The sequence below is a fragment of the Paraburkholderia sp. MM6662-R1 genome (assembly GCF_050436245.1).
Taxonomy (GTDB): domain Bacteria; phylum Pseudomonadota; class Gammaproteobacteria; order Burkholderiales; family Burkholderiaceae; genus Paraburkholderia; species Paraburkholderia tuberum.
The window spans coordinates 1962560-1984528 of the sequence record NZ_JBNDLV010000001.1 but is presented as its reverse complement, the minus strand read 5'-3'; the positions used below and the strand labels follow the sequence as shown (position 1 = coordinate 1984528).

At 64.5% G+C, this 21969-nt stretch carries 17 protein-coding genes; all 17 read left to right on the top strand.

Features of this window, described 5'->3' with window-relative positions:
• Window positions 1-302 precede the first annotated feature (302 nt).
• The gene (locus tag OKW39_RS09340) at window positions 303-4409 is read left to right on the top strand and encodes a DUF3683 domain-containing protein (RefSeq protein ID WP_429562482.1); all 4107 of its coding nucleotides are present in this window, start codon (window positions 303-305) and stop codon (window positions 4407-4409) included.
• A gap of 33 nt (window positions 4410-4442) precedes the next feature.
• The gene (locus OKW39_RS09335; protein ID WP_184062416.1) at window positions 4443-4871 is read left to right on the top strand and encodes an HIT family protein; all 429 of its coding nucleotides are present in this window, start codon (window positions 4443-4445) and stop codon (window positions 4869-4871) included.
• Between the two features lie 97 nt (window positions 4872-4968).
• Window positions 4969-5382, top strand: coding sequence for a gamma-butyrobetaine hydroxylase-like domain-containing protein (locus OKW39_RS09330; protein ID WP_018419393.1), 414 nt, complete (start codon window positions 4969-4971; stop codon window positions 5380-5382).
• A 66-nt stretch (window positions 5383-5448) separates the two neighbouring features.
• Window positions 5449-6180 carry a bifunctional demethylmenaquinone methyltransferase/2-methoxy-6-polyprenyl-1,4-benzoquinol methylase UbiE gene (gene ubiE / locus OKW39_RS09325; RefSeq protein ID WP_090802995.1) on the top strand — a complete coding sequence of 244 codons (732 nt, stop codon included), beginning with the start codon at window positions 5449-5451 and terminating at the stop codon, window positions 6178-6180.
• Between the two features lie 37 nt (window positions 6181-6217).
• Window positions 6218-7216 carry a Tim44 domain-containing protein gene (locus OKW39_RS09320; protein WP_090802996.1) on the top strand — a complete coding sequence of 333 codons (999 nt, stop codon included), beginning with the start codon at window positions 6218-6220 and terminating at the stop codon, window positions 7214-7216.
• A gap of 174 nt (window positions 7217-7390) precedes the next feature.
• Window positions 7391-8035 carry a ubiquinone biosynthesis accessory factor UbiJ gene (locus OKW39_RS09315; RefSeq protein ID WP_090802998.1) on the top strand — a complete coding sequence of 215 codons (645 nt, stop codon included), beginning with the start codon at window positions 7391-7393 and terminating at the stop codon, window positions 8033-8035.
• A gap of 15 nt (window positions 8036-8050) precedes the next feature.
• Complete coding sequence (gene ubiB, locus OKW39_RS09310) at window positions 8051-9628, top strand: ubiquinone biosynthesis regulatory protein kinase UbiB (RefSeq protein WP_090803000.1); 1578 nt, start codon at window positions 8051-8053, stop codon at window positions 9626-9628.
• 6 nt (window positions 9629-9634) lie between these two features.
• Window positions 9635-10255, top strand: a complete 621-nt coding sequence (locus OKW39_RS09305; RefSeq protein WP_429562481.1) for a methyltransferase domain-containing protein — start codon at window positions 9635-9637, stop codon at window positions 10253-10255.
• 173 nt (window positions 10256-10428) lie between these two features.
• A complete protein-coding gene (locus tag OKW39_RS09300) occupies window positions 10429-10746 on the top strand; it encodes an FmdB family zinc ribbon protein (RefSeq protein ID WP_090803004.1) in 318 nt (105 codons plus the stop codon).
• A 75-nt stretch (window positions 10747-10821) separates the two neighbouring features.
• A complete protein-coding gene (locus tag OKW39_RS09295; protein WP_090805585.1) occupies window positions 10822-11478 on the top strand; it encodes a DUF502 domain-containing protein in 657 nt (218 codons plus the stop codon).
• A gap of 75 nt (window positions 11479-11553) precedes the next feature.
• Window positions 11554-13353, top strand: a complete 1800-nt coding sequence (aspS, locus tag OKW39_RS09290; RefSeq protein ID WP_090803006.1) for an aspartate--tRNA ligase — start codon at window positions 11554-11556, stop codon at window positions 13351-13353.
• Between the two features lie 220 nt (window positions 13354-13573).
• Window positions 13574-14089, top strand: a complete 516-nt coding sequence (gene nudB, locus OKW39_RS09285) for a dihydroneopterin triphosphate diphosphatase (protein ID WP_090803007.1) — start codon at window positions 13574-13576, stop codon at window positions 14087-14089.
• The gene (gene clsB, locus OKW39_RS09280) at window positions 14086-15345 is read left to right on the top strand and encodes a cardiolipin synthase ClsB (RefSeq protein ID WP_429362389.1); all 1260 of its coding nucleotides are present in this window, start codon (window positions 14086-14088) and stop codon (window positions 15343-15345) included. The genes nudB and clsB overlap by 4 nt, the downstream gene beginning before the upstream one ends.
• 294 nt (window positions 15346-15639) lie before the next feature.
• The gene (locus OKW39_RS09275) at window positions 15640-16239 is read left to right on the top strand and encodes a TetR/AcrR family transcriptional regulator (protein WP_090803011.1); all 600 of its coding nucleotides are present in this window, start codon (window positions 15640-15642) and stop codon (window positions 16237-16239) included.
• A gap of 98 nt (window positions 16240-16337) precedes the next feature.
• A complete protein-coding gene (locus OKW39_RS09270; RefSeq protein ID WP_090803012.1) occupies window positions 16338-18125 on the top strand; it encodes an acyl-CoA dehydrogenase C-terminal domain-containing protein in 1788 nt (595 codons plus the stop codon).
• A gap of 85 nt (window positions 18126-18210) precedes the next feature.
• Window positions 18211-20646: a 3-hydroxyacyl-CoA dehydrogenase/enoyl-CoA hydratase family protein gene (locus OKW39_RS09265; protein WP_429562480.1), complete on the top strand. Its 2436-nt coding sequence runs from the start codon at window positions 18211-18213 to the stop codon at window positions 20644-20646.
• A gap of 74 nt (window positions 20647-20720) precedes the next feature.
• Entirely contained in the window at window positions 20721-21920 is a 1200-nt protein-coding gene (locus OKW39_RS09260) for an acetyl-CoA C-acyltransferase (RefSeq protein WP_184062394.1), read from the top strand.
• Window positions 21921-21969 lie beyond the last annotated feature (49 nt).

The following is a 21969-nucleotide window of genomic DNA, read 5'->3' as shown; positions in this document are numbered from 1 at the left end:
CGTGGCGGAATGATGCGGTAGAATTTCGTTTTGGAATAAGGATCGGAAGATGCACTGGCAGCCTCGGATCGCCCATTTAATGCCCGTCCCGCGCGAATCCTGCCCCGCGGCGGGACGGCATGTCCGCCACGCGCGATCGTGTAGCTGTCTCTGAGTGCCGCGAAGCGACCGCCGTGAGTTGGCCGCCGGTCGTGCTCGCTCCCCTTGAAGCGCTAGAAGATTTCAAGCATTGCGCCCCACGCGCATTGTCCGCCGACGCCTCGTGACGAGTGCGCCAGGCTGACCTACCGAGTCGTCCAACCATGAACGCACCTCAAGTTTTCGATCCGCACGGCGCCGCCGGCGCGGTGGCCGCCGATCCCGAAGCGCGTCTGCGCGAAATTCCCTACAACTACACGTCGTTCTCCGACCGCGAAATCGTCATCCGCCTGCTCGGCAACGACGCCTGGGACGCGCTCGCCGAACTGCGTGCCGAACGCCGTACCGGCCGCTCGGCGCGCATGCTGTACGAAGTGCTCGGCGACATCTGGGTCGTGCGTCGCAATCCGTATCTGCAGGACGACCTGCTCGACAACCCGAAGCGCCGCGCGCTTCTGATCGAGGCGCTCAATCACCGTCTCGCCGAAATCGAGAAGCGCCGCCGCGCCGATCTGCGCGAACACGGCGACGAAGCCGGCGTCGATCGCGCCGCGCGCGTGGAAAAGCTGGTGCAGGCCGCGCGCCGCGCGATCGACCAATTCGCCAGCGAATTCCAGCAAACCTACGACCTGCGCCGCCGCGCGACGCGCGTGCTCGGCAAGGTCACGCAGAAAGACAACATCAAGTTCGACGGCCTGTCGCGCGTCTCGCACGTGACCGACGCGACCGACTGGCGCGTCGAATACCCGTTCGTCGTGCTGACGCCGGACTCCGAGGCCGAAATCGCCGGCATGATCAAGGCCTGCTTCGAACTCGGACTGACGGTGATTCCGCGCGGCGGCGGCACCGGCTACACGGGCGGCGCGGTGCCGCTTACGCCGTTCTCGGCCGTCATCAACACCGAAAAGCTCGAACAGCTCGGCCCGATCGAAATGACCCAGCTGCCGGGCGTCGATCGCAAGGTCGCGACGATTTTCTCGGGCGCGGGCGTCGTCACGCGCCGCGTGACCGAAGCGGCCGAGCAGGCCGGCTTCGTGTTCGCGGTCGACCCGACCTCGCTCGACGCGTCCTGCGTCGGCGGCAACGTCGCGATGAACGCGGGTGGCAAGAAGGCGGTGCTGTGGGGCACGGCGCTCGACAACCTCGCGTGGTGGCGCATGGTCGACCCGGAAGGGAACTGGCTCGAAGTCACGCGTCTCGAGCACAACATGGGCAAGATCCACGACATCGAAGTCGCGCGTTTCGAGCTCAAATGGTTCGACGGCAACTACGCGCCGGGCGAGAAGCTGCTGCGCACCGAAGCGCTGGACATCAAGGGCCGCGTGTTCCGCAAGGAAGGCCTCGGCAAGGACGTCACCGACAAATTCCTCGCCGGTCTGCCGGGCGTGCAGAAGGAAGGCTGCGACGGCCTCATCACGTCCGCGCGCTGGGTGCTGCACAAGATGCCTGCGCATACGCGCACCGTCTGTCTCGAGTTCTTCGGCCAGGCGCGCGAGGCGATTCCGAGCATCGTCGAAATCAAGGACTACCTGTTCGAGACGTCGCGCCAGGGCGGCGCGATTCTCGCGGGTCTCGAGCATCTTGACGAGCGCTATCTGCGCGCGGTCGGCTATGCGACCAAGAGCAAACGCAACGCGTTTCCGAAGATGGTGCTGATCGGCGATATCGTCGGTAACGACGCGGACGCGGTCGCGCAGGCCACCTCGGAAGTCGTGCGCATGGCCAACGGCAAGAGCGGCGAAGGTTTCGTCGCCGTCAGCGCCGAGGCCCGCAAGCGCTTCTGGCTCGACCGCAGCCGTACGGCCGCGATCGCAAAGCACACCAACGCGTTCAAGATCAACGAAGACGTCGTGATTCCGCTCGACCGCATGGGCGAATACACGGACGGCATCGAGCGCATCAACATCGAGCTGTCGCTGAAGAACAAGCTGCAACTGGTCGACGCGCTCGAAGCGTTCTTCAAGGGCGGCAAGCTGCCGCTCGGCAAGAGCGACGACGCGAACGAAATCCCGAGCGCCGAGCTGCTCGAAGACCGCGTGCAGCAGGCGCTCGATCTACTCGCGCGTGTGCGCACGCGCTGGGAATTCGTGCGCGGCAAGCTCGACCTGTCGCTGCGCGAGGCGCAGCACTACCTGGTCGGCCTCGGCTACGAGTCGTTCGCCGAAAAGTTCGCCGACCGCGTCGACGCGCAACCCGACGCAACCGTATTCCACCTCGCGCAGGACCGCACGATTCGCGTGTCGTGGAAGCAGGAAATCCGCGCCGAATTGCGGCAGATTTTCAACGGCGGCGAGTTCAAGCCGATCCTCGACGAAGCCCAGGCGATCCACAAGCAGGTGCTGCGCGGGCGCGTGTTCGTCGCGCTGCACATGCACGCGGGCGACGGCAACGTCCACACGAACCTGCCGGTCAACTCCGATAACTACGAGATGCTGCAGGACGCGCACACGGCGGTCGCGCGCATCATGAAGCTCGCGCGTTCGCTCGACGGTGTGATCTCCGGCGAGCACGGCATCGGCATCACGAAGCTCGAATTCCTGACCGACGACGAGATCGGCGAATTCCGCAAGTACAAGCAGCGCGTCGATCCGCATGGCCGCTTCAACGCGGGCAAGCTGCTCGAAGGCGCGGACCTGCGCAACGCGTACACGCCGAGCTTCGGCCTGATGGGCTACGAATCGCTGATCATGCAGCAGTCCGATATCGGCGCGATTTCCGAGTCGATCAAGGACTGCCTGCGCTGCGGCAAGTGCAAGCCCGTCTGCGCGACCCACGTGCCGCGCGCGAACCTGCTGTACAGCCCGCGCAACAAGATTCTCGCCACGTCCTTGCTGGTCGAGGCATTCCTGTACGAAGAGCAGACGCGCCGCGGCGTGTCGATCAAGCACTGGGACGAGTTCAACGACGTCGCCGATCACTGCACTGTCTGCCACAAGTGCGTGACGCCGTGCCCGGTGAAGATCGACTTCGGCGACGTGTCGATGAACATGCGCAACCTGTTGCGCAAGATGGGCAAGAAGAAGTTCAACCCGGGCAACGCCGCGGGCATGTTTTTCCTGAACGCGACCAACCCGCAGACCATCAACCTCGCGCGCACCGCGATGATGGGCGTTGGCTACAAGGCGCAGCGTCTCGGCAACGAGCTGCTGAAGAAGTTCGCGAAGAAGCAGACCGCGCATCCGCCCGCCACGGTCGGCAAGCCGGTGATCACGCAGCAGGTGATCCACTTCATGAACAAGAAGATGCCGGGCAACCTGCCGAAGAAGACCGCGCGCGCCTTGCTCGATATCGAGGACAACAAGATCGTCCCGATCATCCGCAATCCGAAGACGACCACCGCCGACACCGAAGCGGTGTTCTACTTCCCGGGCTGCGGCTCCGAGCGGCTGTTCTCGCAGGTTGGTCTCGCGACCCAGGCAATGCTGTGGGAGGCGGGCGTGCAGACCGTGCTGCCGCCGGGCTACCTGTGCTGTGGCTATCCGCAGCGCGGCTCGGGCCAGTACGACAAAGCCGAGCAGATCGTCACCGACAACCGCGTGCTGTTCCACCGCGTCGCCAATACGCTGAACTACCTCGACATCAAGACGGTGGTGGTGTCGTGCGGCACGTGCTACGACCAGCTCGCCGGTTACGAATTCGAAAAGATCTTCCCGGGCTGCCGGATCATCGACATCCACGAGTATCTGCTGGAAAAAGGCATCAAGCTCGATGGCGTGAACGGCGTGCGCTACATGTACCACGACCCGTGCCATTCGCCGATCAAGACGATGGACCCGGTCAAGCTCGTCAATCAGTTGATGGGTTCGGAGCAGGACGGCTACAAGATCGAGAAGAACGACCGCTGCTGCGGCGAATCGGGCACGCTCGCGGTCACGCGTCCCGACATCTCGACCCAGGTGCGCTTCCGCAAGGAAGAAGAAATCCGCAAGGGCGCGGCGAAGCTGCGCGGCATCCCTCTCGTCGCCGAAGCGGGCGCGAACGCGATCAATCCGGCCAATGCATCGGCCGGCGCCGCGGGCGCGCCGAACGGTTCGGTGCTGAAGGCCGGCGACGGTCCGCAGCCCAATCACGGAAACGCGGGTTCGACCGACGTCAAGATCCTCACGAGTTGCCCGTCGTGCCTGCAAGGGCTGTCGCGCTACAACGAAGACGCGGGTACCGAGGCGGACTACATCGTGGTCGAGATGGCACGTCACGTGCTCGGCGAAAACTGGATGGCGGACTACGTTCAACGGGCGAACAATGGCGGAATCGAGCGCGTGCTGGTTTAATGGCACGACCAACGATTTTTGCCGAGGACGACGATGGACTGCGTTTTTTGCCGTGAAGACGGCGGCCATGTGCTGTGGCAGGACGACGCGCTGCGAGTCGTCCTCGCCGACGAACAAGACTACCCGGGCTTTTGCCGGGTCATCTGGAACGCTCACGTCGCCGAGTTTTCGGATCTTTCTGCCGACGAGCGCGATCACGTGATGAAGGCCGTGTACGCGGTCGAGCGTGCGCAGCGGCGCGTGATGCAGCCCGCGAAGGTCAATCTCGCGAGCCTCGGCAACCAGGTGCCGCACGTGCACTGGCACGTGATTCCGCGTTTCTCGAACGACGCGCATTTCCCCCTGCCGATCTGGGCGCCGCGCCAGCGCACGGTGTCCGAAGCGATGTTGTCGTCGCGCCGCGCGCACGCCACGCTGCTGCGCGAAGCCGTGCGGCAGGAAATTGAACAGGCGCTGGGCTGAGCGTCGCTGAACCCGTCGCCGCGCATCGCCGGACTGCCGTCGGCGTGCGAGGCGGCCGATCCGACGTTATCACCCGCCGTTATCTGATGAGGCCAACATGAGCGGATTGACTCCCGAGACGCCGGTGCCGACAGGCGTGATCTTGCATTCGAAGTCGCGCGTGCTCGAACTGCAGTACGCGAACGGCGAAGCGTATCGGCTACCGTTCGAACTGCTGCGCGTGTATTCGCCGTCGGCGGAAGTGATGGGCCACGGGCCCGGCCAGGAAACCCTGCAGACCGGCAAGCGCGACGTGACGATCACGATGATCGAAGGCGTCGGCAATTACGCGCTGCAACCGACCTTCTCCGATGGACACGCCACCGGTATCTACTCGTGGGACCTGCTGTACGACATGGCCGTGCGTCAGGATGAACTCTGGCGCGCGTATCTCGCCAAACTGGCAGCGGCCGGCATCGACCGCGACACGCCGATGGTGCCCGCCGCGGCTGCGCACGGGCACTGTCACTGATACGATTCGCCCCCGAACGCCGCTCGAGCGGCGCAACATTCAAGAACACGCGAAAGGACGAGCGCGATGAGCAAAACCCACTTCGGCTTTCAATCGGTCGACGAACAGGACAAGGCGCAGAAGGTGGCGGGGGTGTTCCACTCGGTGGCCGCCAACTACGACCTGATGAACGACCTGATGTCGGGCGGATTGCACCGGGCGTGGAAGGTGTTCACGATCGCCCAGGCGAACGTGCGGCCGGGCTACAAGGTGCTCGACATCGCGGGCGGCACGGGCGACCTGTCGAAAGCATTCGCGAAACAGGCGGGCGAAACGGGCGAGGTCTGGCATACCGACATCAATGAATCGATGCTGCGCGTGGGCCGCGACCGGCTGCTCGACAAGGGCATCATCACGCCGGCGCTGCTGTGCGATGCCGAGAAAATCCCGTTTCCGGACAACTACTTCGACGTCGTGACGGTCGCGTTCGGCTTGCGCAACATGACACATAAGGACATCGCGCTCGCCGAGATGCGTCGTGTGCTGAAACCGGCCGGGCGGCTGCTCGTGCTCGAGTTCTCGAAGGTATGGGATCCGCTGAAGAAGGTCTACGATCTGTATTCGTTCAAGGTGTTGCCATGGCTCGGCGAGCGCTTCGCCAAGGACGCGGAAAGCTACCAGTACCTGGCGGAATCGATCCGCATGCATCCGGACCAGGAAACTTTGAAAACTATGATGGAACAAGCTGGTCTCGACGGCGTCAAATATTACAATTTGTCAGCTGGCGTGGTAGCTTTGCATGTGGGGACCAAATACTAGAGTCCCTAACCCATCGATTTTTAAAGGAAAGTGCGAAATGTCCGATTCGAATTTGTTATCTACTCGTAAGGTTAAGGGGGCGCTGGCGAGAAGAATCGGACTGATCGCGATGGTCGGTCTGCTGATGGCCGGCACGCTTGCCTCTCTCGACGCCGAAGCACGCCGCATGGGCGGAGGCCGCAGCTTCGGCCGTCAATCGAATAGTCTGCAGCAGCGCCAGACGCCGCCGCCGTCCCAGCCGGCGCAGAACAATCAGGCCACGCAGCAGAGCGCGCAGGCGGCGCCTGCGACTAAGCCCACGCCGCCCGCCGCGCCGAACCGCAATCGCTGGCTCGGGCCCATAGCCGGTCTCGCGGCCGGTCTCGGCATCGCCGCATTGCTGTCGCATTTCGGGCTCGGCGAGGCGTTCGCCGGCATGTTCGCGAACGTGATCGTGATCGCGTTGATCGCGATTGTGGTGATCTGGCTCATCCGCCGCTTCACCGGCCGTAAGCGCGATGCGGCGCAGCCTGCCTACGCGGGCACGGCGCCGTCGCTGAACACGAAAGGCACCGACTATATTCAGGAGCCGCGTTACACGGCGCCGCCCACCGGCTCGTATCTAGAACCGCAGGGCAACCCGTTGACCACGCCATCGCTCGGCGCGACGCCGTCGGTGCCGGCCGGCTTCGATTCGGAAGCGTTTCTGCGTAACGCGAAGGTGTACTTCGTGCGCCTGCAGGCCGCGTGGGACGTCGGCAACGTCGAGGACATCCGCGAATTCACGACGCCGGAAATGTTCGCCGAAGTGCGCGTCGATCTCGCGTCGCGCGGCACGCAGCCGACCCAGACCGACGTCGTGCAGTTGAACGCCGAGCTGCTCGGCGTCGAGGAGCGCGCGAACGAATCCTTCGCGAGCGTGCGCTTCTCCGGTTTGATCCGCGAGGAGCCGGGCGCGGCGGCCGAGCCGTTCGTCGAAGTCTGGAATCTGACGAAGGCGAACCGCACTGGCGAAGGCTGGCTGCTTGCCGGCATCCAGCAGGTCGAGCAACACTGACATGCCGAAGCATCGAGTCGCGTTTGCCTCGAAAAGAGCCGGCCACGGCATGGCGATTCCTCACCTCGCGCATGGCTTAGGCCGTTCGGCATAGCAGGCCGCGAAGCGAACGGACGTTACAATGGGAGCCCGCGCAAGCACCTCGCTCGCGCGGGTTTTTTCTTGCCACCTTCGATGACCCTCGCCGCCAAGCCCTTCGCTGCTGCTGTCAATCATCTGCTCGCCCGCGAATCGTGGGCCCGCGAGCGCCTCGCCCCGTACGCGGGCAAGACCGCTCGCCTGTCATGTCCGCCGGTTGTGCTCGCGCTGCTCGTGCAGCCCGACGGCTATCTCGGTACGCTCGACGAAGCCGATGCGCATCAGTTCGACGTGACGATCTCGGTGCCGTCCGACGCACTGCCGGCCTTCCTGCAAGGTGGCCAGGCCGCGGTGATGAAGCACGTGAAGATCGAGGGCGACGCCGAGTTCGCGACCGTGATCGCGAAGCTCGCCGAGCATCTGCGCTGGGAGCCGGAGGAAGATCTCGCGAAGCTGATCGGTGACGGACCCGCGTGGCGCGTCACGTCGCTAGTCCGCTCAGTCGGCGAGCATGTGCAGCGCACCGGTCGCAATCTGCTCGACACCGCCGCCGAGTACCTGCTCGACGAAAATCCGCAACTGGTGCGGCGCACCGCGCTCGCTGACTTCAACGTCGAGCTGGCGCGCGCGCGCGATTCGCTCGCGCGCGTCGAAAAGCGCATCGAGCGCATCGAACAGAAGGTCGAAGCCCGCGGCGCGCAAACGCCGGGCGGCGCCGCCACGTCGCGCGGCACGCGCTAGTCACCGGGCCCAGCCATGCGTTTTCTGCGTTTTCTCAAGATATTTTTCACGGTCATCCGCTTCGGACTCGACGAAATGATGTTGAGCCGCATCAACGACCGGCGCGTGCGTCTGCTGCTGCGCATCACGACGCTCGGCCGCAAGTTCGATGCGCCGCCGGGCGTGCGTCTGCGGCTCGCGCTCGAAAGCCTCGGGCCGATCTTCGTCAAGTTCGGCCAGGTGCTGTCGACCCGTCGCGATCTGCTGCCGGTCGATATCGCCAACGAACTTGCCAAGCTGCAGGACCAGGTGCCGCCGTTCGATTCGGCGGTCGCGATCGCGCTCGTCGAGAAGTCGCTCGGCGCGCCGGTCGACGTACTGTTCGACGATTTCGAGCGGGTGCCGGTCGCGAGCGCGTCGATCGCACAGGTCCACTTCGCGAAGGTGAAGGCCGGCCAGCATGCGGGCAAGGCGGTCGCGGTGAAGGTGCTGCGCCCCAAGATGCTGCCGGTGATCGATTCCGACCTCGCGCTGTTGCGCGACATCGCCCTGTGGGCCGAGCGTCTGTGGGCCGACGGCAAGCGCCTGAAGCCGCGCGAGGTGGTCGCCGAATTCGACAAATACCTGCACGACGAACTCGACCTGATGCGCGAGGCCGCCAACGGCAGCCAGTTGCGGCGCAACTTCCTGGGGCTCGACCTGCTGCTCGTGCCCGAGATGTACTGGGAGTTCTGCACGCCCACGGTGCTCGTGATGGAGCGCATGGTCGGCGTGCCGATCAGCCAGGTCGATACGTTGCGCGCGGCGGGTGTCGACATCCCGAAGCTCGCGCGCGAGGGCGTCGAAATTTTCTTCACGCAGGTGTTCCGCGACGGCTTTTTCCACGCCGACATGCACCCCGGCAACATCCAGGTGAGCCTCGATCCCGCGCACTTCGGCCGCTATATCGCGCTCGACTTCGGCATCATCGGCGCGCTGTCGGACTTCGACAAAAACTACCTCGCGCAGAACTTCCTCGCGTTCTTCAAGCGCGACTACCATCGCGTCGCGACGTTGCATCTGGAGTCGGGCTGGGTGCCGCCGAGCACGCGCGTCGAGGAGCTCGAAAGCGCGATCCGCGCGGTCTGCGAACCGTATTTCGATCGCGCGCTGAAGGACATTTCTCTCGGCCAGGTGCTGATGCGTCTGTTCTCGACGTCGCGGCGCTTCAACGTCGAGATCCAGCCGCAGCTCGTGTTGCTGCAAAAGACGATGCTGAACGTGGAAGGCCTAGGCCGTTCGCTCGATCCCGAACTGGATCTGTGGAAGACCGCGAAGCCCTATCTCGAGCGCTGGATGAACGAGCAGATCGGCTTGCGCGGCTGGTACGAGCGTCTGAAGATCGAGGCGCCGCAGTGGAGCAAGACGCTGCCGCAGTTGCCGCGCCTCGTCCATAACATGCTGGCTGAGCGCCATCATCCGGTGGGCGGCGCGAACGACGACGTGATCCGCCAGATCCTGCTCGAGCAAAAGCGCACCAACCGTCTGCTGCAAGGCCTGCTGCTGTTCGGCGTGGCGGTCGGCGTCGGCGCGATGCTGGCGCGTGCGTTCCTGGTACTGGCTTATGGAGGTTAGATTCCGATGAGCGATCCGACCCAACCCGCCGCGCCCGATTTCGCAACCCGCGATCCCGACTCGCCCGAGTTCTGGGACGAACGCTTCGAGCGCCATTTCACGCCGTGGGATCAGGCGGGCGTGCCGTCCGCGTTTCGCGCGTTCGCCGAACGGCACCGCGACGTGGCCGTGCTGATTCCAGGCTGCGGCAGCGCGCACGAAGCGGTATGGCTCGCGCGCCAGGGCAACCCGGTACGCGCGATCGACTTCTCGCCGGCTGCCGTGGCGGCGGCACGCGAGCAGCTCGGCGCGCATGCATCGCTGGTCGAACAGGCGGATTTCTTCGCCTATGCGCCACCGTTCGCACCGGCATGGATCTATGAGCGCGCATTCTTCTGCGCGCTGCCGCCGGCGCGCCGCGCCGACTACGCGCAGCGCATGGGCGAACTGCTGCCGGCCGGCGGGTTGCTGGCGGGCATCTTTTTCATCGGCGCGACGCCGAAAGGGCCGCCGTTCGGCGTCGAACGCGGCGAGCTCGATGCGCTGCTCACGCCATACTTCGAGCTGGTCGAAGACGAAGCGGTCGACGACTCGATCGCCGTATTCGCCGGACGCGAGCGCTGGCTCGCCTGGCGGCGTCGCGGCTAACGCCACGCGCGCCGCTCTTGAGAGGTCCGGGGCTCGTCCCCATCTGGCGCGGTGGCGGGCGCGTCGTGCGTCCGCTTCCCGAAATCCGGGGAACGGACATCGTTTGCGGCTATAATTCAAGGCTTTGCAAGCGTTTACAAGATTTCAGTAGGGATTTGGAGTAAGAGAGGATCATGCCGATCTACGCTTATCGTTGCGGGTCATGCGGTTTCGGGAAGGACGTGCTCCAGAAAATGAGCGACCCCCAGTTGACGCAGTGTCCCGAGTGCGGAAAAGACACCTTTAGCAAACAACTCACGGCCGCCGGCTTCCAGTTGAAAGGCTCCGGCTGGTACGTGACCGATTTCCGCGGCAGCACGAGCGCGCCGGCCGCGTCGGAAGCGAAGTCCGAGCCGGCCGCAGTCGCTGCCCCGGCTGCATCGGCTGCCGCGCCCGCGGCCCCCGCCGCAGCGCCCGCCGCCGCGAGCCCGAGCGGTTCCGGCAGCGCCTAGTGGGACTGCCGCCCCGCGCGGGCGGCGTATCTACCGCGCATGGGCTTCGGCCCGCGCAGCTTTCTGGCGGTACACATGACGACGAAGAAATTCACGCTCAAATCGGTGTTTCTGACCGGCCTGCTGGTGCTGGTGCCTCTGGCCATCACACTGTGGGTGCTCGGTCTGGTCATCGGCACGATGGACCAGACGCTGTTGCTGCTGCCTACCTCGTGGCAGCCGGAACGCACGATCGGCTATCGCTTGCCGGGCCTCGGCGCGGTGCTCACGCTCGCGTTCATCTTCGTCGTCGGGCTGTTGACGCAGAACTTCATTGGGCAGAAGCTCGTGAAGTGGTGGGAACTGCTGGTCGCGCACATTCCGGTGGTCGGCCCGCTCTACACCAGCGTGAAGCAGGTGTCCGACACGCTGCTGTCGAGCAGCGGCAATGCATTCCGCAAGGCGCTGCTGATCGAGTACCCGCGCCGCGGGTCCTATACGATCGCGTTTCTGACCGGCATCCCGGGCGGCGACGTGGCCAACCATCTGAAAGAAGAGTACGTCAGCGTATACGTGCCGACCACACCGAACCCGACGTCCGGCTTCTTCCTGATGGTGCCGAAAAGCGAAGTGATCGAGCTCGACATGACGGTCGACGCTGCGCTCAAGTACATTGTCTCGATGGGCGTCGTGGCGCCGTCCGCGCCACCGCCGGCGCCGGTGCGCCGCGCCACCGTCGAGCCCCCGCTCTAATGCCGGCGCGCAACGCTTCATGCAGGATCGTCTGCGGCGCGCCGTTCAACCAATGCAAAACGAAAGACAAACATCATGTCGATGAGATCTGAATACTGCGGTCTGGTGACCGAAGAACTGCTGGGCCAATCCGTCTCGCTGTGCGGCTGGGTAAGCCGCCGCCGCGACCATGGCGGCGTCATCTTCATCGACTTGCGCGATCGCGAAGGGCTCGTTCAGGTCGTCTGCGATCCGGATCGCGCTGACATGTTCAAGGTCGCCGAAGGCGTGCGCAACGAGTTCTGCGTGCAGGTCAAGGGTGTCGTGCGCGGCCGTCCGGAAGGCACGACCAATGCCTCGCTGAAGAGCGGCAAGATCGAAGTGCTGTGCCACGAGCTGATCGTGCTGAACGCGTCGGTCACGCCGCCGTTCCAGCTCGACGATGACAACCTGTCGGAAACCACGCGCCTCACGCATCGCGTGCTCGACCTGCGCCGTCCGCAGATGCAGCACAACCTGCGTCTGCGCTATCGTGTCGCGATCGAAGTGCGCAAGTACCTCGACGAGCAGGGCTTCATCGACATCGAAACGCCGATGCTCACGAAGAGCACGCCGGAAGGCGCGCGCGACTACCTCGTGCCGTCGCGCACGAACCCGGGCCAGTTCTTCGCGCTGCCGCAGTCGCCGCAGCTATTCAAGCAGCTGCTGATGGTCGCGAACTTCGACCGTTACTACCAGATCACCAAGTGCTTCCGCGACGAAGACCTGCGCGCCGACCGTCAGCCGGAATTCACGCAGATCGACTGCGAGACCTCGTTCCTGTCGGAACAGGAAATCCGCGATCTGTTCGAGGCGATGATCCGTCACGTGTTCAGGACGACGATCGGCGTCGAGCTCGACCAGAAATTCCCGGTCATGGAATACGCGGAAGCGATGCGCCGCTTCGGTTCGGACAAGCCGGACCTGCGCGTGAAGCTCGAGTTCACCGAGTTGACCGATGCGATGCGCGACGTCGACTTCAAGGTGTTCAGCACCCCGGCCAACACGAAGGACGGCCGTGTCGCGGCGCTGCGCGTGCCGAAGGGCGGCGAGCTGTCGCGCGGCGACATCGACAGCTACACGGAATTCGTGCGCATCTACGGGGCGAAGGGTCTCGCGTGGATCAAGGTCAATGAAGCGGCGAAGGGCCGTGACGGTCTGCAAAGCCCGATCGTGAAGAACCTGCACGACGAAGCGCTGAAGGCGATCATCGAGCGCACCGGCGCACAAGACGGCGACATCATCTTCTTCGCGGCGGATCGCGCGAAGGTCGTCAACGACAGCCTCGGCGCGCTGCGTCTGAAGATCGGTCATTCGGAATTCGGCAAGGCCAACGGCCTCGTCGAGTCCGGCTGGAAGCCGCTGTGGGTCGTCGACTTTCCGATGTTCGAATACGACGAGGAAGACAACCGCTACGTCGCCGCGCATCACCCGTTCACGAGCCCGAAGGACGAGCACCTCGAGTACCTCGAAACGGACCCCGCGCGCTGCCTCGCGAAGGCCTACGACATGGTGCTGAACGGCTGGGAAATCGGCGGCGGCTCGGTGCGTATCTACCGTGAGGAAGTGCAGAGCAAGGTGTTCCGCGCGCTGAAGATCAACGCGGAAGAAGCGCAGGCGAAGTTCGGCTTCCTGCTCGACGCGCTGCAATACGGCGCGCCCCCGCACGGCGGTATCGCGTTCGGTCTGGACCGCATCGTCACGATGATGGCCGGCGCCGACTCGATCCGCGACGTGATCGCGTTCCCGAAGACGCAACGCGCGCAGGATCTGCTCACGCAGGCGCCGAGCGAAGTCGACGAGCGTCAGCTGCGCGAACTGCACATCCGTCTGCGTACGCCGGAACCGAAGGCATAAAACCGCGGCCGCTGCGCGCGGCCGGCAAGCGGTCTTGCGTGTGCCGGCCAGCGGGCCGGCGGCCGCAAAAAAACCACACGAGCGAAACGAAAAGGCGCTGAGGTGATCTCCACCTCAGCGCCTTTTTCATTTTTTGCGTTACAGTGAAGCCACTGCTTTCCAGACCCTTTCGACCGTCATCCGACATGTACCGCGCGTATCGTCGCGCCCAGTTTGAGCCATGCCGAAACCGCCGAAAATTCCGCAGTCCGTCCTCGTCATCATTCATACGCCCGCGCTCGACGTGCTGCTGCTCGAGCGCGCCGATCATGCGGCGTTCTGGCAGTCGGTGACGGGTTCGAAAGACCGGCTCGACGAACCGCTCGCCGACACGGCGGTGCGCGAAGTCGGCGAGGAAACCGGCATCATGATCGGCGGCGCGCTGGTGCCGCGCAGCGGGTTGTTCGACTGGCACTACTCGATCGACTACGAGATCTACCCGGAATTTCGTTACCGCTACGAAGCGGGCGTGCTCTACAACACCGAGCACTGGTTCAGCCTGCAGGTCCCCGAGTGCATCGACGTGACGCTCGCGCCGCGCGAACACACCGCGTATATGTGGCTGCCATATGAAGAGGCCGCATCGCGCTGCTTTTCGTCGTCGAATGCCGATGCGATCCTGCAGTTGCCGCGGCGGCTCGCCGCACGCCCGGTCGATCCGCAATCCGGCCCGCTGGCCGGGGAGCGTGGCCAGTGAGCGCAGGCGGCTCGGGCCGTTTGGCGCGTCTGCGCCACACGTTGCTCGGCCGTCGTTACTGGCAGCGCTACCGCTTCACCAGTAACAACGAGGTCGAGCTGCTGCGCTCCGGCGACGATTTCTTCGACGCGCTGATCGAGCGCATCGACGCGGCCGAGCACAACGTCGCGCTCGAAACCTATATCTTCTGCGACGACGAAGCCGGCCACGCGGTCAGCGAGGCGCTGCTTCGCGCTGCCGCGCGCGGCGTCGGAGTGCGCGTGATCACCGATGGCGTCGGCACCGCGCGCCTGAAGATGTTCGAGCAATGGCCGGCCGGCGGCATCGAGCATCGCATCTACAACCCGCATCTGTTCGGCCGCTTCGGCTTTTCGCGCACGCACCGCAAGCTCGCGGTGATCGACGATCAGATCGCGTATTGCGGCGGCATCAATATCGTCGACGATTACGAGAACAACGGCGAGAAGCTGCCGTACCGGCGCTGGGACTTCGCGGTCGAGCTGCGCGGGCCGGTGGTCGCCGACGTGCGCGATGCGATCGACGTGCAGTGGCGGCGGATTCGCGTCGGCCATCGGCCGCTCGATTCGATGAAGCCCGACCTGTCGTCGCAGGACGCCAACTCGCTTGGCAGTCTGCGCAGACGCCGGCGACGCCGCAACGAGGAACTGTGGGCCGGCGGCGAGCCGTGCGTCGCATTCGTCGCGCGCGATAACCTGATCAACCGCCGCGCGATCGAAAAAGCTTATCTGGCGGCGATCGGCCAGGCGCGCCATGAAATCCTGCTCGCGAATCCGTACTTCATGCCGGGACGCAAGCTGCGTCGCGCGCTGGTGTTCGCGGCGCGGCGCGGCGTGGTCGTGAAGCTGATCATCGGGCGCAAGGAGTTCAAGGCGCTCGATTACGCCGTGCCGTTCCTGTACCACGCGCTGTTGCGCGCAGGCGTGCAGATCGCCGAATACGAGAAGACGCTGCTGCACGGCAAGGTCGCGGTGGTCGATTCGAACTGGGGCACGGTCGGTTCGTCGAATCTCGATGCGCTCAGCCTGATGCTCAACAACGAAGCGAACGTCGTGCTCGTGAACGATCCGTCGATCCCCAAACTGCGCGACGCGATTCTCGACGCGTTCACGGACGCGCGGCCAATCGATGAAGCGCACTACGAATCGCGACCGGCGCGCGTGCGCGCGCTGAGCTGGATCGCGTACACGAGCTACCGCGTCGCGATGAAGCTGCTGACGGTGGGCGGCTACGACTAATACCGCTCGCACGAGAGCCCGCGCTTGCTGCATCATGTCGGCCATCAATCGGCGCCAGCGAACCGGGGCAAAGAAATAGAACACGCGCGAGAACACGCGCGCGCCGATCGGCAACCATCGAGTCAAGGCAAACGCCTCTAAAAATCTGATTGATCTGATGGTCGAAAGCCGCAAAATTAGAAGCCGGTTAGAAACCGGTTTCTAATAAAGTCCTTGTTTCGCGGACGGCAAGCACTCAATAATAGTACGGCCGTTCGATTTTCAATTCGGTCACGTTAGAACGGTAAGACAGCTATGCGAAAAGGCGAACAAACCCGAGCCGCGATTCTCGACGCAGCACTCGATCTGGCAGGCCGAGACGGACTGGAAGGTCTGACGATTGGTCTGCTGGCCGAGCGCATGCAGATGAGCAAGAGCGGTGTGTTCGCGCATTTCGGGTCGCGCGAGGATCTGCAGATCGAGGTCGTGCGCGAATACCACCGCCGTTTCGAAGAAGAGGTGTTTTTCCCGAGCCTGCGCGAGCCGCGTGGTCTGCCGCGCTTGCGCGCGATGATTTCCCGCTGGATCGAGAAACGCATTCAGGAAGTCACGACCGGCTGCATCTACATCAGCGGCGCCGTCGAATACGACGACCGCGCGGATAGCCAGGTGCGCGAGCAGTTGGTGTCGAGCGTGACGACGTGGCGTGCGGCGCTCACGCGCGCGATCTCGCAAGCGATGGAAGAAGGGCATCTGCGCGCCGATACCGACCCGCAACTGATGCTGTTCGAACTGTATAGCGTCACGCTCGGCCTGCATCACGACGCGCGCTTTCTGCATCTGCCGGATGCGGTGCGTCTCACGTGGGCCGCGCTGGAAAAACTGATTAATTCGTATCAAAGCGAAAGCCGTTAGCGGCGTCGCCGGAATCTACCGGAAACGCGCGGCGCAGAAGGTCCGACCACGGACCCGGCCAACGGCCTGGCTTTTTGTCAAACCAGGGAGAGAGAGTCATGGGACAGTACGCCGCGCCGCTGCGCGACATGCAATTCGTGTTGCACGAACTGCTCAACGTCGAGGCCGAACTTCGGCAAATGCCGAAGCACGCCGAACTCGACGCCGACACGATCAACGCGGTGCTCGAGGAAGCCGGCAAGTTCTGCTCCGAAGTGCTGTTCCCGCTCAACCACAGCGGCGACCAGGAAGGCTGCACGTATGCCGGCGACGGCGTCGTGACCACGCCGAAGGGCTTCAAGGAGGCCTATCGGCAATACGTCGAAGCCGGCTGGCCGGCGCTCGGTTGCGACCCGGAATTCGGCGGCCAGGGACTGCCCGCGTTCGTCAACAACGCGCTCTATGAAATGCTGAACTCGGCGAATCAGGCGTGGACGATGTATCCGGGCCTGTCGCACGGCGCGTACGAATGCCTGCACGCGCACGGCACGCCGGAACTGCAGCAACGCTATCTGCCGAAGCTCGTCGCAGGCGTCTGGACCGGCACGATGTGTCTGACCGAGCCGCATTGCGGCACCGACCTCGGCATTCTGCGCACGAAGGCCGAGCCGAACGGCGACGGCTCGTACTCGATCAGCGGCACGAAGATTTTCATTTCGAGCGGCGAGCATGACATGGCGGAGAACATCGTTCACCTCGTGCTCGCGCGTCTGCCGGATGCGCCGAAGGGCACCAAGGGGATTTCGCTGTTCATCGTGCCGAAGTTCGTGCCGAACGAAGCGGGTGAGCCCGGTGAGCGCAACGGCGTGAAGTGCGGCGCGATCGAGCACAAGATGGGCATTCACGGCAACGCGACCTGTGTGATCAATCTCGACAACGCGAAGGGCTGGATGGTCGGCGAGCCGAACAAAGGCCTGAACGCGATGTTCGTCATGATGAACGCAGCGCGTCTCGGCGTCGGCATGCAGAGCCTCGGTCTCACCGAAGTCGCATATCAGAACTCGCTCACGTACGCGAAAGAGCGGCTGCAGATGCGTTCGCTGACCGGCCCGAAGGCGCCGGAAAAGGCCGCCGATCCGATCATCGTGCATCCGGACGTGCGCCGCATGCTGCTCACGCAGAAGGCCTACGCCGAAGCCGGCCGCGCGTTCTCGTACTGGTCGGCGCTGCAGATCGACAAGGAGCTGTCGCACGCCGACGAAGCCCAGCGCAAGGAAGCCGCCGACCTCGTCGCGCTGCTCACGCCGATCCTGAAGGCGTTCCTGTCGGACAACGCGTTCGAAGGCACCAATCACGCGATGCAGATCTACGGCGGCCACGGCTTCATCGCCGAATGGGGCATGGAGCAGTACGTGCGCGACGCGCGCATCAACATGATCTATGAAGGCACCAACGGCATCCAGTCGCTCGACCTGCTCGGCCGCAAGGTGCTCGGCGACATGGGCGCGAAGATGAAGAAGTTCGGCAAGCTCGTCGCCGAATTCGTCGAAGCCGAAGGCATCAAGCCGGAGATGCAGGAGTTCGTGAACCCGCTCGCCGAGATCGGCGAAAAGGTGCAGAAACTGACGATGGAAATCGGCATGAAGGCGATGCAGAACCCGGACGAAGTCGGCGCCGCGGCCGTGCCGTATCTGCGCACGGTCGGCCATCTGGTGTTCTCGTACTTCTGGGCACGCATGGCTCGTATCGCGCTGGACAAGGAGGTATCGGGCGATCCGTTCTACAAGGCGAAGCTCGCGACCGCGCGCTTCTACTTCGCGAAGCTGCTGCCCGAAACGGCGATGACGATCCGCCAGGCGCGCGCCGGTTCGAAGCCGATGATGGACGTCGAAGAAGCGTTGTTCTGACGCTCCCACATCGAGCGAGGCCACACACATCGCGCGAAGCATGGCTGACGCTTCGCGCCATCGCACAACTCTCCGGAGAAACGACGTGAGCAATCTGATCATTCGCAAGGTAGCCGTGCTCGGCGCCGGCGTGATGGGCGCGCAGATCGCCGCGCACCTGATCAACGCCAAGGTGCCCGTGCTGCTGTTCGACCTGCCCGCCAGGGAAGGCCCGAAGAACGGGATCGCGCTGAAGGCGATCGAAAATCTGAAGAAGCTGTCGCCGGCGCCGTTCGGCGTGAAGGACGACGCGCAATACATCCAGCCCGCGAACTACGACGACGACATCGACAAGCTCGCCGAGTGCGACGTCGTGATCGAAGCGATCGCCGAACGCATGGACTGGAAGCACGACCTGTACAAGAAGGTCGCGCCGCACATCGGCCCGAACGCGATTTTCGCGACCAACACGTCGGGGCTGTCGATCACCGCACTGTCCGAAGGTTTCGCGGACGAACTGAAGGCGCGCTTTTGCGGGGTGCACTTCTTCAATCCGCCGCGCTACATGCATCTGGTCGAACTGATCCCGACCGCGACGACGCGTCCGGAAATTCTCGATCAGCTCGAAACCTTCCTGACCAGCGTGGTCGGCAAGGGCGTCGTGCGCGCGAAAGATACGCCGAACTTCATCGCGAACCGCGTCGGCGTGTTCTCGATCCTTGCGGTTATTGCCGAAGCCGCGAAGTTCGGCCTGCGTTTCGACGAAGTGGACGACCTGACCGGCGCGCGCCTCGGCCGCGCGAAGTCGGCGACGTTCCGCACCGCCGACGTGGTCGGTCTCGACACGATGGCGCACGTGATCAAGACGATGCAGGACACGCTGCCGGACGATCCGTTTCTGCCGGTCTACGAAACGCCGGCCGTGCTCGCCGAACTGGTGAAGAAGGGCGCGCTCGGCCAGAAGACCGGCGCCGGCTTCTACAGGAAGGAAGGCAAGGCGATCAAGGTACTCGATCCGAACACGGGTGCATATATCGACGGCGGCGGGAAGGCGGACGAACTCGTCGGCCGCATTCTGAAGCGTCCGGCTGCCGAGCGTCTGAAGCTGCTGCGCGAAACGCAGCACCCGCAGGCGCAGTTCCTGTGGTCGATCTTCCGCGACGTCTATCACTATATCGCCGTGCATCTGGAATCGATCGCCGACAATGCGCGCGACGTCGATCTCGCGATCCGCTGGGGCTTCGGCTGGAACGAAGGTCCGTTCGAAGGCTGGCAGACGGCCGGCTGGAAGCAGGTCGCCGAATGGGTGCAGGAAGACATCGCGGCGGGCAAGGCGCTCGCCAACGTGCCGCTGCCGTCGTGGGTGCTCGAAGGCGCGGTTGACGAGAAGGGCGGCGTGCACACGGCCGAAGGCTCGTGGTCCCCGGCCACGCAGACCTTCGTGCCGCGCTCGTCGCTCGACGTGTACCGCAAGCAGGTGTTCCGCGCGCCGCTCGTCGGCGAAACCGGCGCCGATCCGAAGACCTACGGCAAGACGCTGTTCGAGACCGATGCGGTGCGCGCATGGGTCGACGATCGCGCGGGCGAGGACGACGTGCTGATCGTGTCGTTCAAGAGCAAGATGAACACGATCGGACCGGCGGTGATCGAAGGGCTCACGCAGGCGATCGAACTGGCCGAGAAGGACTACAAGGGCCTCGTCGTGTGGCAGCCCACATCGCTGAAGCTCGGCACGCCGGGCGGTCCGTTCTCGGCGGGCGCGAACCTCGAAGAAGCGATGCCCGCGTTCATGATGGGCGGCGCGAAGGGCATCGAGCCGTTCGTGAAGAATTTCCAGCAGGGCATGCTGCGCGTCAAGTACGCGAACGTGCCGGTGATCTCGGCGATCTCGGGCATCGCGCTCGGCGGCGGCTGCGAGCTCGCACTGCACAGCGCGAAGCGCGTCGCGCACATCGAGAGCTATCTGGGTCTCGTCGAAGTCGGCGTGGGTCTCGTGCCGGCGGGCGGCGGCCTGAAGGAAGCGGCGCTGCGCGCGGCCGAAGCGGCAAGCCAGGTCGGCGCGACGAGCGATCTGCTGAAGTTCCTGCAGAAGTCGTTCGAGAACGCGGCGATGGCGAAGGTGTCGGCCTCCGCGCTCGACGCCCGCGCGATGGGCTACCTGAAGCCTTCCGACACGATCGTCTTCAACGTGTTCGAACTGCTCGACGTAGCGAAGAAGGAAGCGCGCGCGCTCGCCGCGGCGGGCTACCGTGCGCCGCTGCGCGCGACCCAGGTGCCGGTCGCGGGCCGCTCGGCGATCTCGACGATCAAGGCGTCGCTCGTCAACATGCGCGACGGCCGCTTCATCAGCGAGCACGATTTCCTGATCGCGAGCCGCGTCGCGGAAGCGGTGTGCGGCGGCGACGTCGAAGCGGGCAGCCTCGTCGACGAAGAATGGCTGCTGCAACTCGAGCGTCGCGCGTTCGTCGAGCTGCTCGGCACGCAGAAGACGCAGGAACGGATCATGGGCATGCTGCAGACCGGCAAGCCGGTGCGCAACTAAGCGGCGACCGCACAATGTGCATGGGACCAGAGTAAGAGCTTTGGCCAACTCTGGTCGACAAAGGAGATTCCCAAATGGCAAAGCAATTGCAAGACGCATACATCGTCGCCGCGAGCCGTACGCCGATCGGCAAGGCGCCGCGCGGCATGTTCAGGAACACACGTCCGGATGAGCTGCTGGTTCACGCGATCAGGTCGGCCGTCGCCCAGGTGCCCGGCCTCGACACCGGCGTGATCGAAGACGCGATCGTCGGTTGCGCGATTCCGGAAGCGGAGCAGGGCCTGAACGTCGCGCGAATCGGCGCGCTGCTGGCAGGTCTGCCGAACACGGTCGGCGGCGTCACGGTGAACCGCTTCTGCGCGTCGGGTCTGACCGCGCTCGCGATGGCCGCGGACCGCATCCGCGTCGGCGAGGCGGATGCGATGATCGCGGGCGGCTGCGAATCGATGAGCATGGTGCCGATGATGGGCAATAAGCCGTCGCTGTCGCCGCATATCTTCGATCGCAACGAAGACGTCGGCATCGCGTACGGCATGGGCCTGACCGCGGAGAAAGTCGCCGAGCGCTGGAAGATCAGCCGCGAAGCGCAGGACGCGTTCTCGGTCGAATCGCACCGCCGCGCGTTCGCCGCGCAGCAAGCCGGCGAATTCAACGACGAAATCGCCGCGTACACGATCGTCGATCGCGTGCCCGATCTCGCGACCGGCGAGATCAACGTGAAAACGCGCGAGGTGTCGCTCGACGAAGGTCCGCGCGCGGACACGTCGATGGAGGGCCTCGCGAAGCTGCGCGCGGTGTTCGCGAACAAAGGCTCGGTCACGGCCGGCAACAGCTCGCAGACGTCGGACGGCGCGGGCGCGTTGATCGTCGTGTCGGAAAAAATCCTCAAGCAGTTCAACCTGACGCCGCTCGCGCGCTTCGTCAGCTTCGCGGTGCGCGGCGTGCCGCCGGAAATCATGGGCATCGGCCCGAAGGAAGCGATTCCGGCCGCGCTGAAAGCCGCGGGCCTGAAGCAGGACGACCTCGACTGGATCGAGCTGAACGAGGCGTTTGCCGCGCAGTCGCTCGCGGTGATCCAGGACCTCGGCCTCGATACGTCGAAGATCAACCCGCTCGGCGGCGCGATCGCACTGGGCCATCCGCTCGGCGCGACCGGCGCGATTCGTGCGGCGACCGTGGTGCACGGCCTGCGCCGCCGCAACTACAAGTACGGCATGGTGACGATGTGCGTCGGTACCGGCATGGGCGCGGCGGGCATCATCGAGCGTCTGTGAGCCGCTGATCGAACGGGGGATCCTTCTGTGATCCACCAGGGATCGCGCA

Excerpts from the sequence above, each read along its gene's own strand:
- OKW39_RS09340 (WP_429562482.1), top strand. The coding sequence starts at position 303 with ATGAACGCACCTCAAGTTTTCGATCCGCACGGCGCCGCCGGCGCGGTG.
- OKW39_RS09335 (WP_184062416.1), top strand. The coding sequence starts at position 4,443 with ATGGACTGCGTTTTTTGCCGTGAAGACGGCGGCCATGTGCTGTGGCAG.
- OKW39_RS09330 (WP_018419393.1), top strand. The coding sequence starts at position 4,969 with ATGAGCGGATTGACTCCCGAGACGCCGGTGCCGACAGGCGTGATCTTG.
- ubiE (WP_090802995.1), top strand. The coding sequence starts at position 5,449 with ATGAGCAAAACCCACTTCGGCTTTCAATCGGTCGACGAACAGGACAAG.
- OKW39_RS09320 (WP_090802996.1), top strand. The coding sequence starts at position 6,218 with ATGTCCGATTCGAATTTGTTATCTACTCGTAAGGTTAAGGGGGCGCTG.
- OKW39_RS09315 (WP_090802998.1), top strand. The coding sequence starts at position 7,391 with ATGACCCTCGCCGCCAAGCCCTTCGCTGCTGCTGTCAATCATCTGCTC.
- ubiB (WP_090803000.1), top strand. The coding sequence starts at position 8,051 with ATGCGTTTTCTGCGTTTTCTCAAGATATTTTTCACGGTCATCCGCTTC.
- OKW39_RS09305 (WP_429562481.1), top strand. The coding sequence starts at position 9,635 with ATGAGCGATCCGACCCAACCCGCCGCGCCCGATTTCGCAACCCGCGAT.
- OKW39_RS09300 (WP_090803004.1), top strand. The coding sequence starts at position 10,429 with ATGCCGATCTACGCTTATCGTTGCGGGTCATGCGGTTTCGGGAAGGAC.
- OKW39_RS09295 (WP_090805585.1), top strand. The coding sequence starts at position 10,822 with ATGACGACGAAGAAATTCACGCTCAAATCGGTGTTTCTGACCGGCCTG.
- aspS (WP_090803006.1), top strand. The coding sequence starts at position 11,554 with ATGTCGATGAGATCTGAATACTGCGGTCTGGTGACCGAAGAACTGCTG.
- nudB (WP_090803007.1), top strand. The coding sequence starts at position 13,574 with ATGCCGAAACCGCCGAAAATTCCGCAGTCCGTCCTCGTCATCATTCAT.
- OKW39_RS09275 (WP_090803011.1), top strand. The coding sequence starts at position 15,640 with ATGCGAAAAGGCGAACAAACCCGAGCCGCGATTCTCGACGCAGCACTC.
- OKW39_RS09270 (WP_090803012.1), top strand. The coding sequence starts at position 16,338 with ATGGGACAGTACGCCGCGCCGCTGCGCGACATGCAATTCGTGTTGCAC.
- OKW39_RS09260 (WP_184062394.1), top strand. The coding sequence starts at position 20,721 with ATGGCAAAGCAATTGCAAGACGCATACATCGTCGCCGCGAGCCGTACG.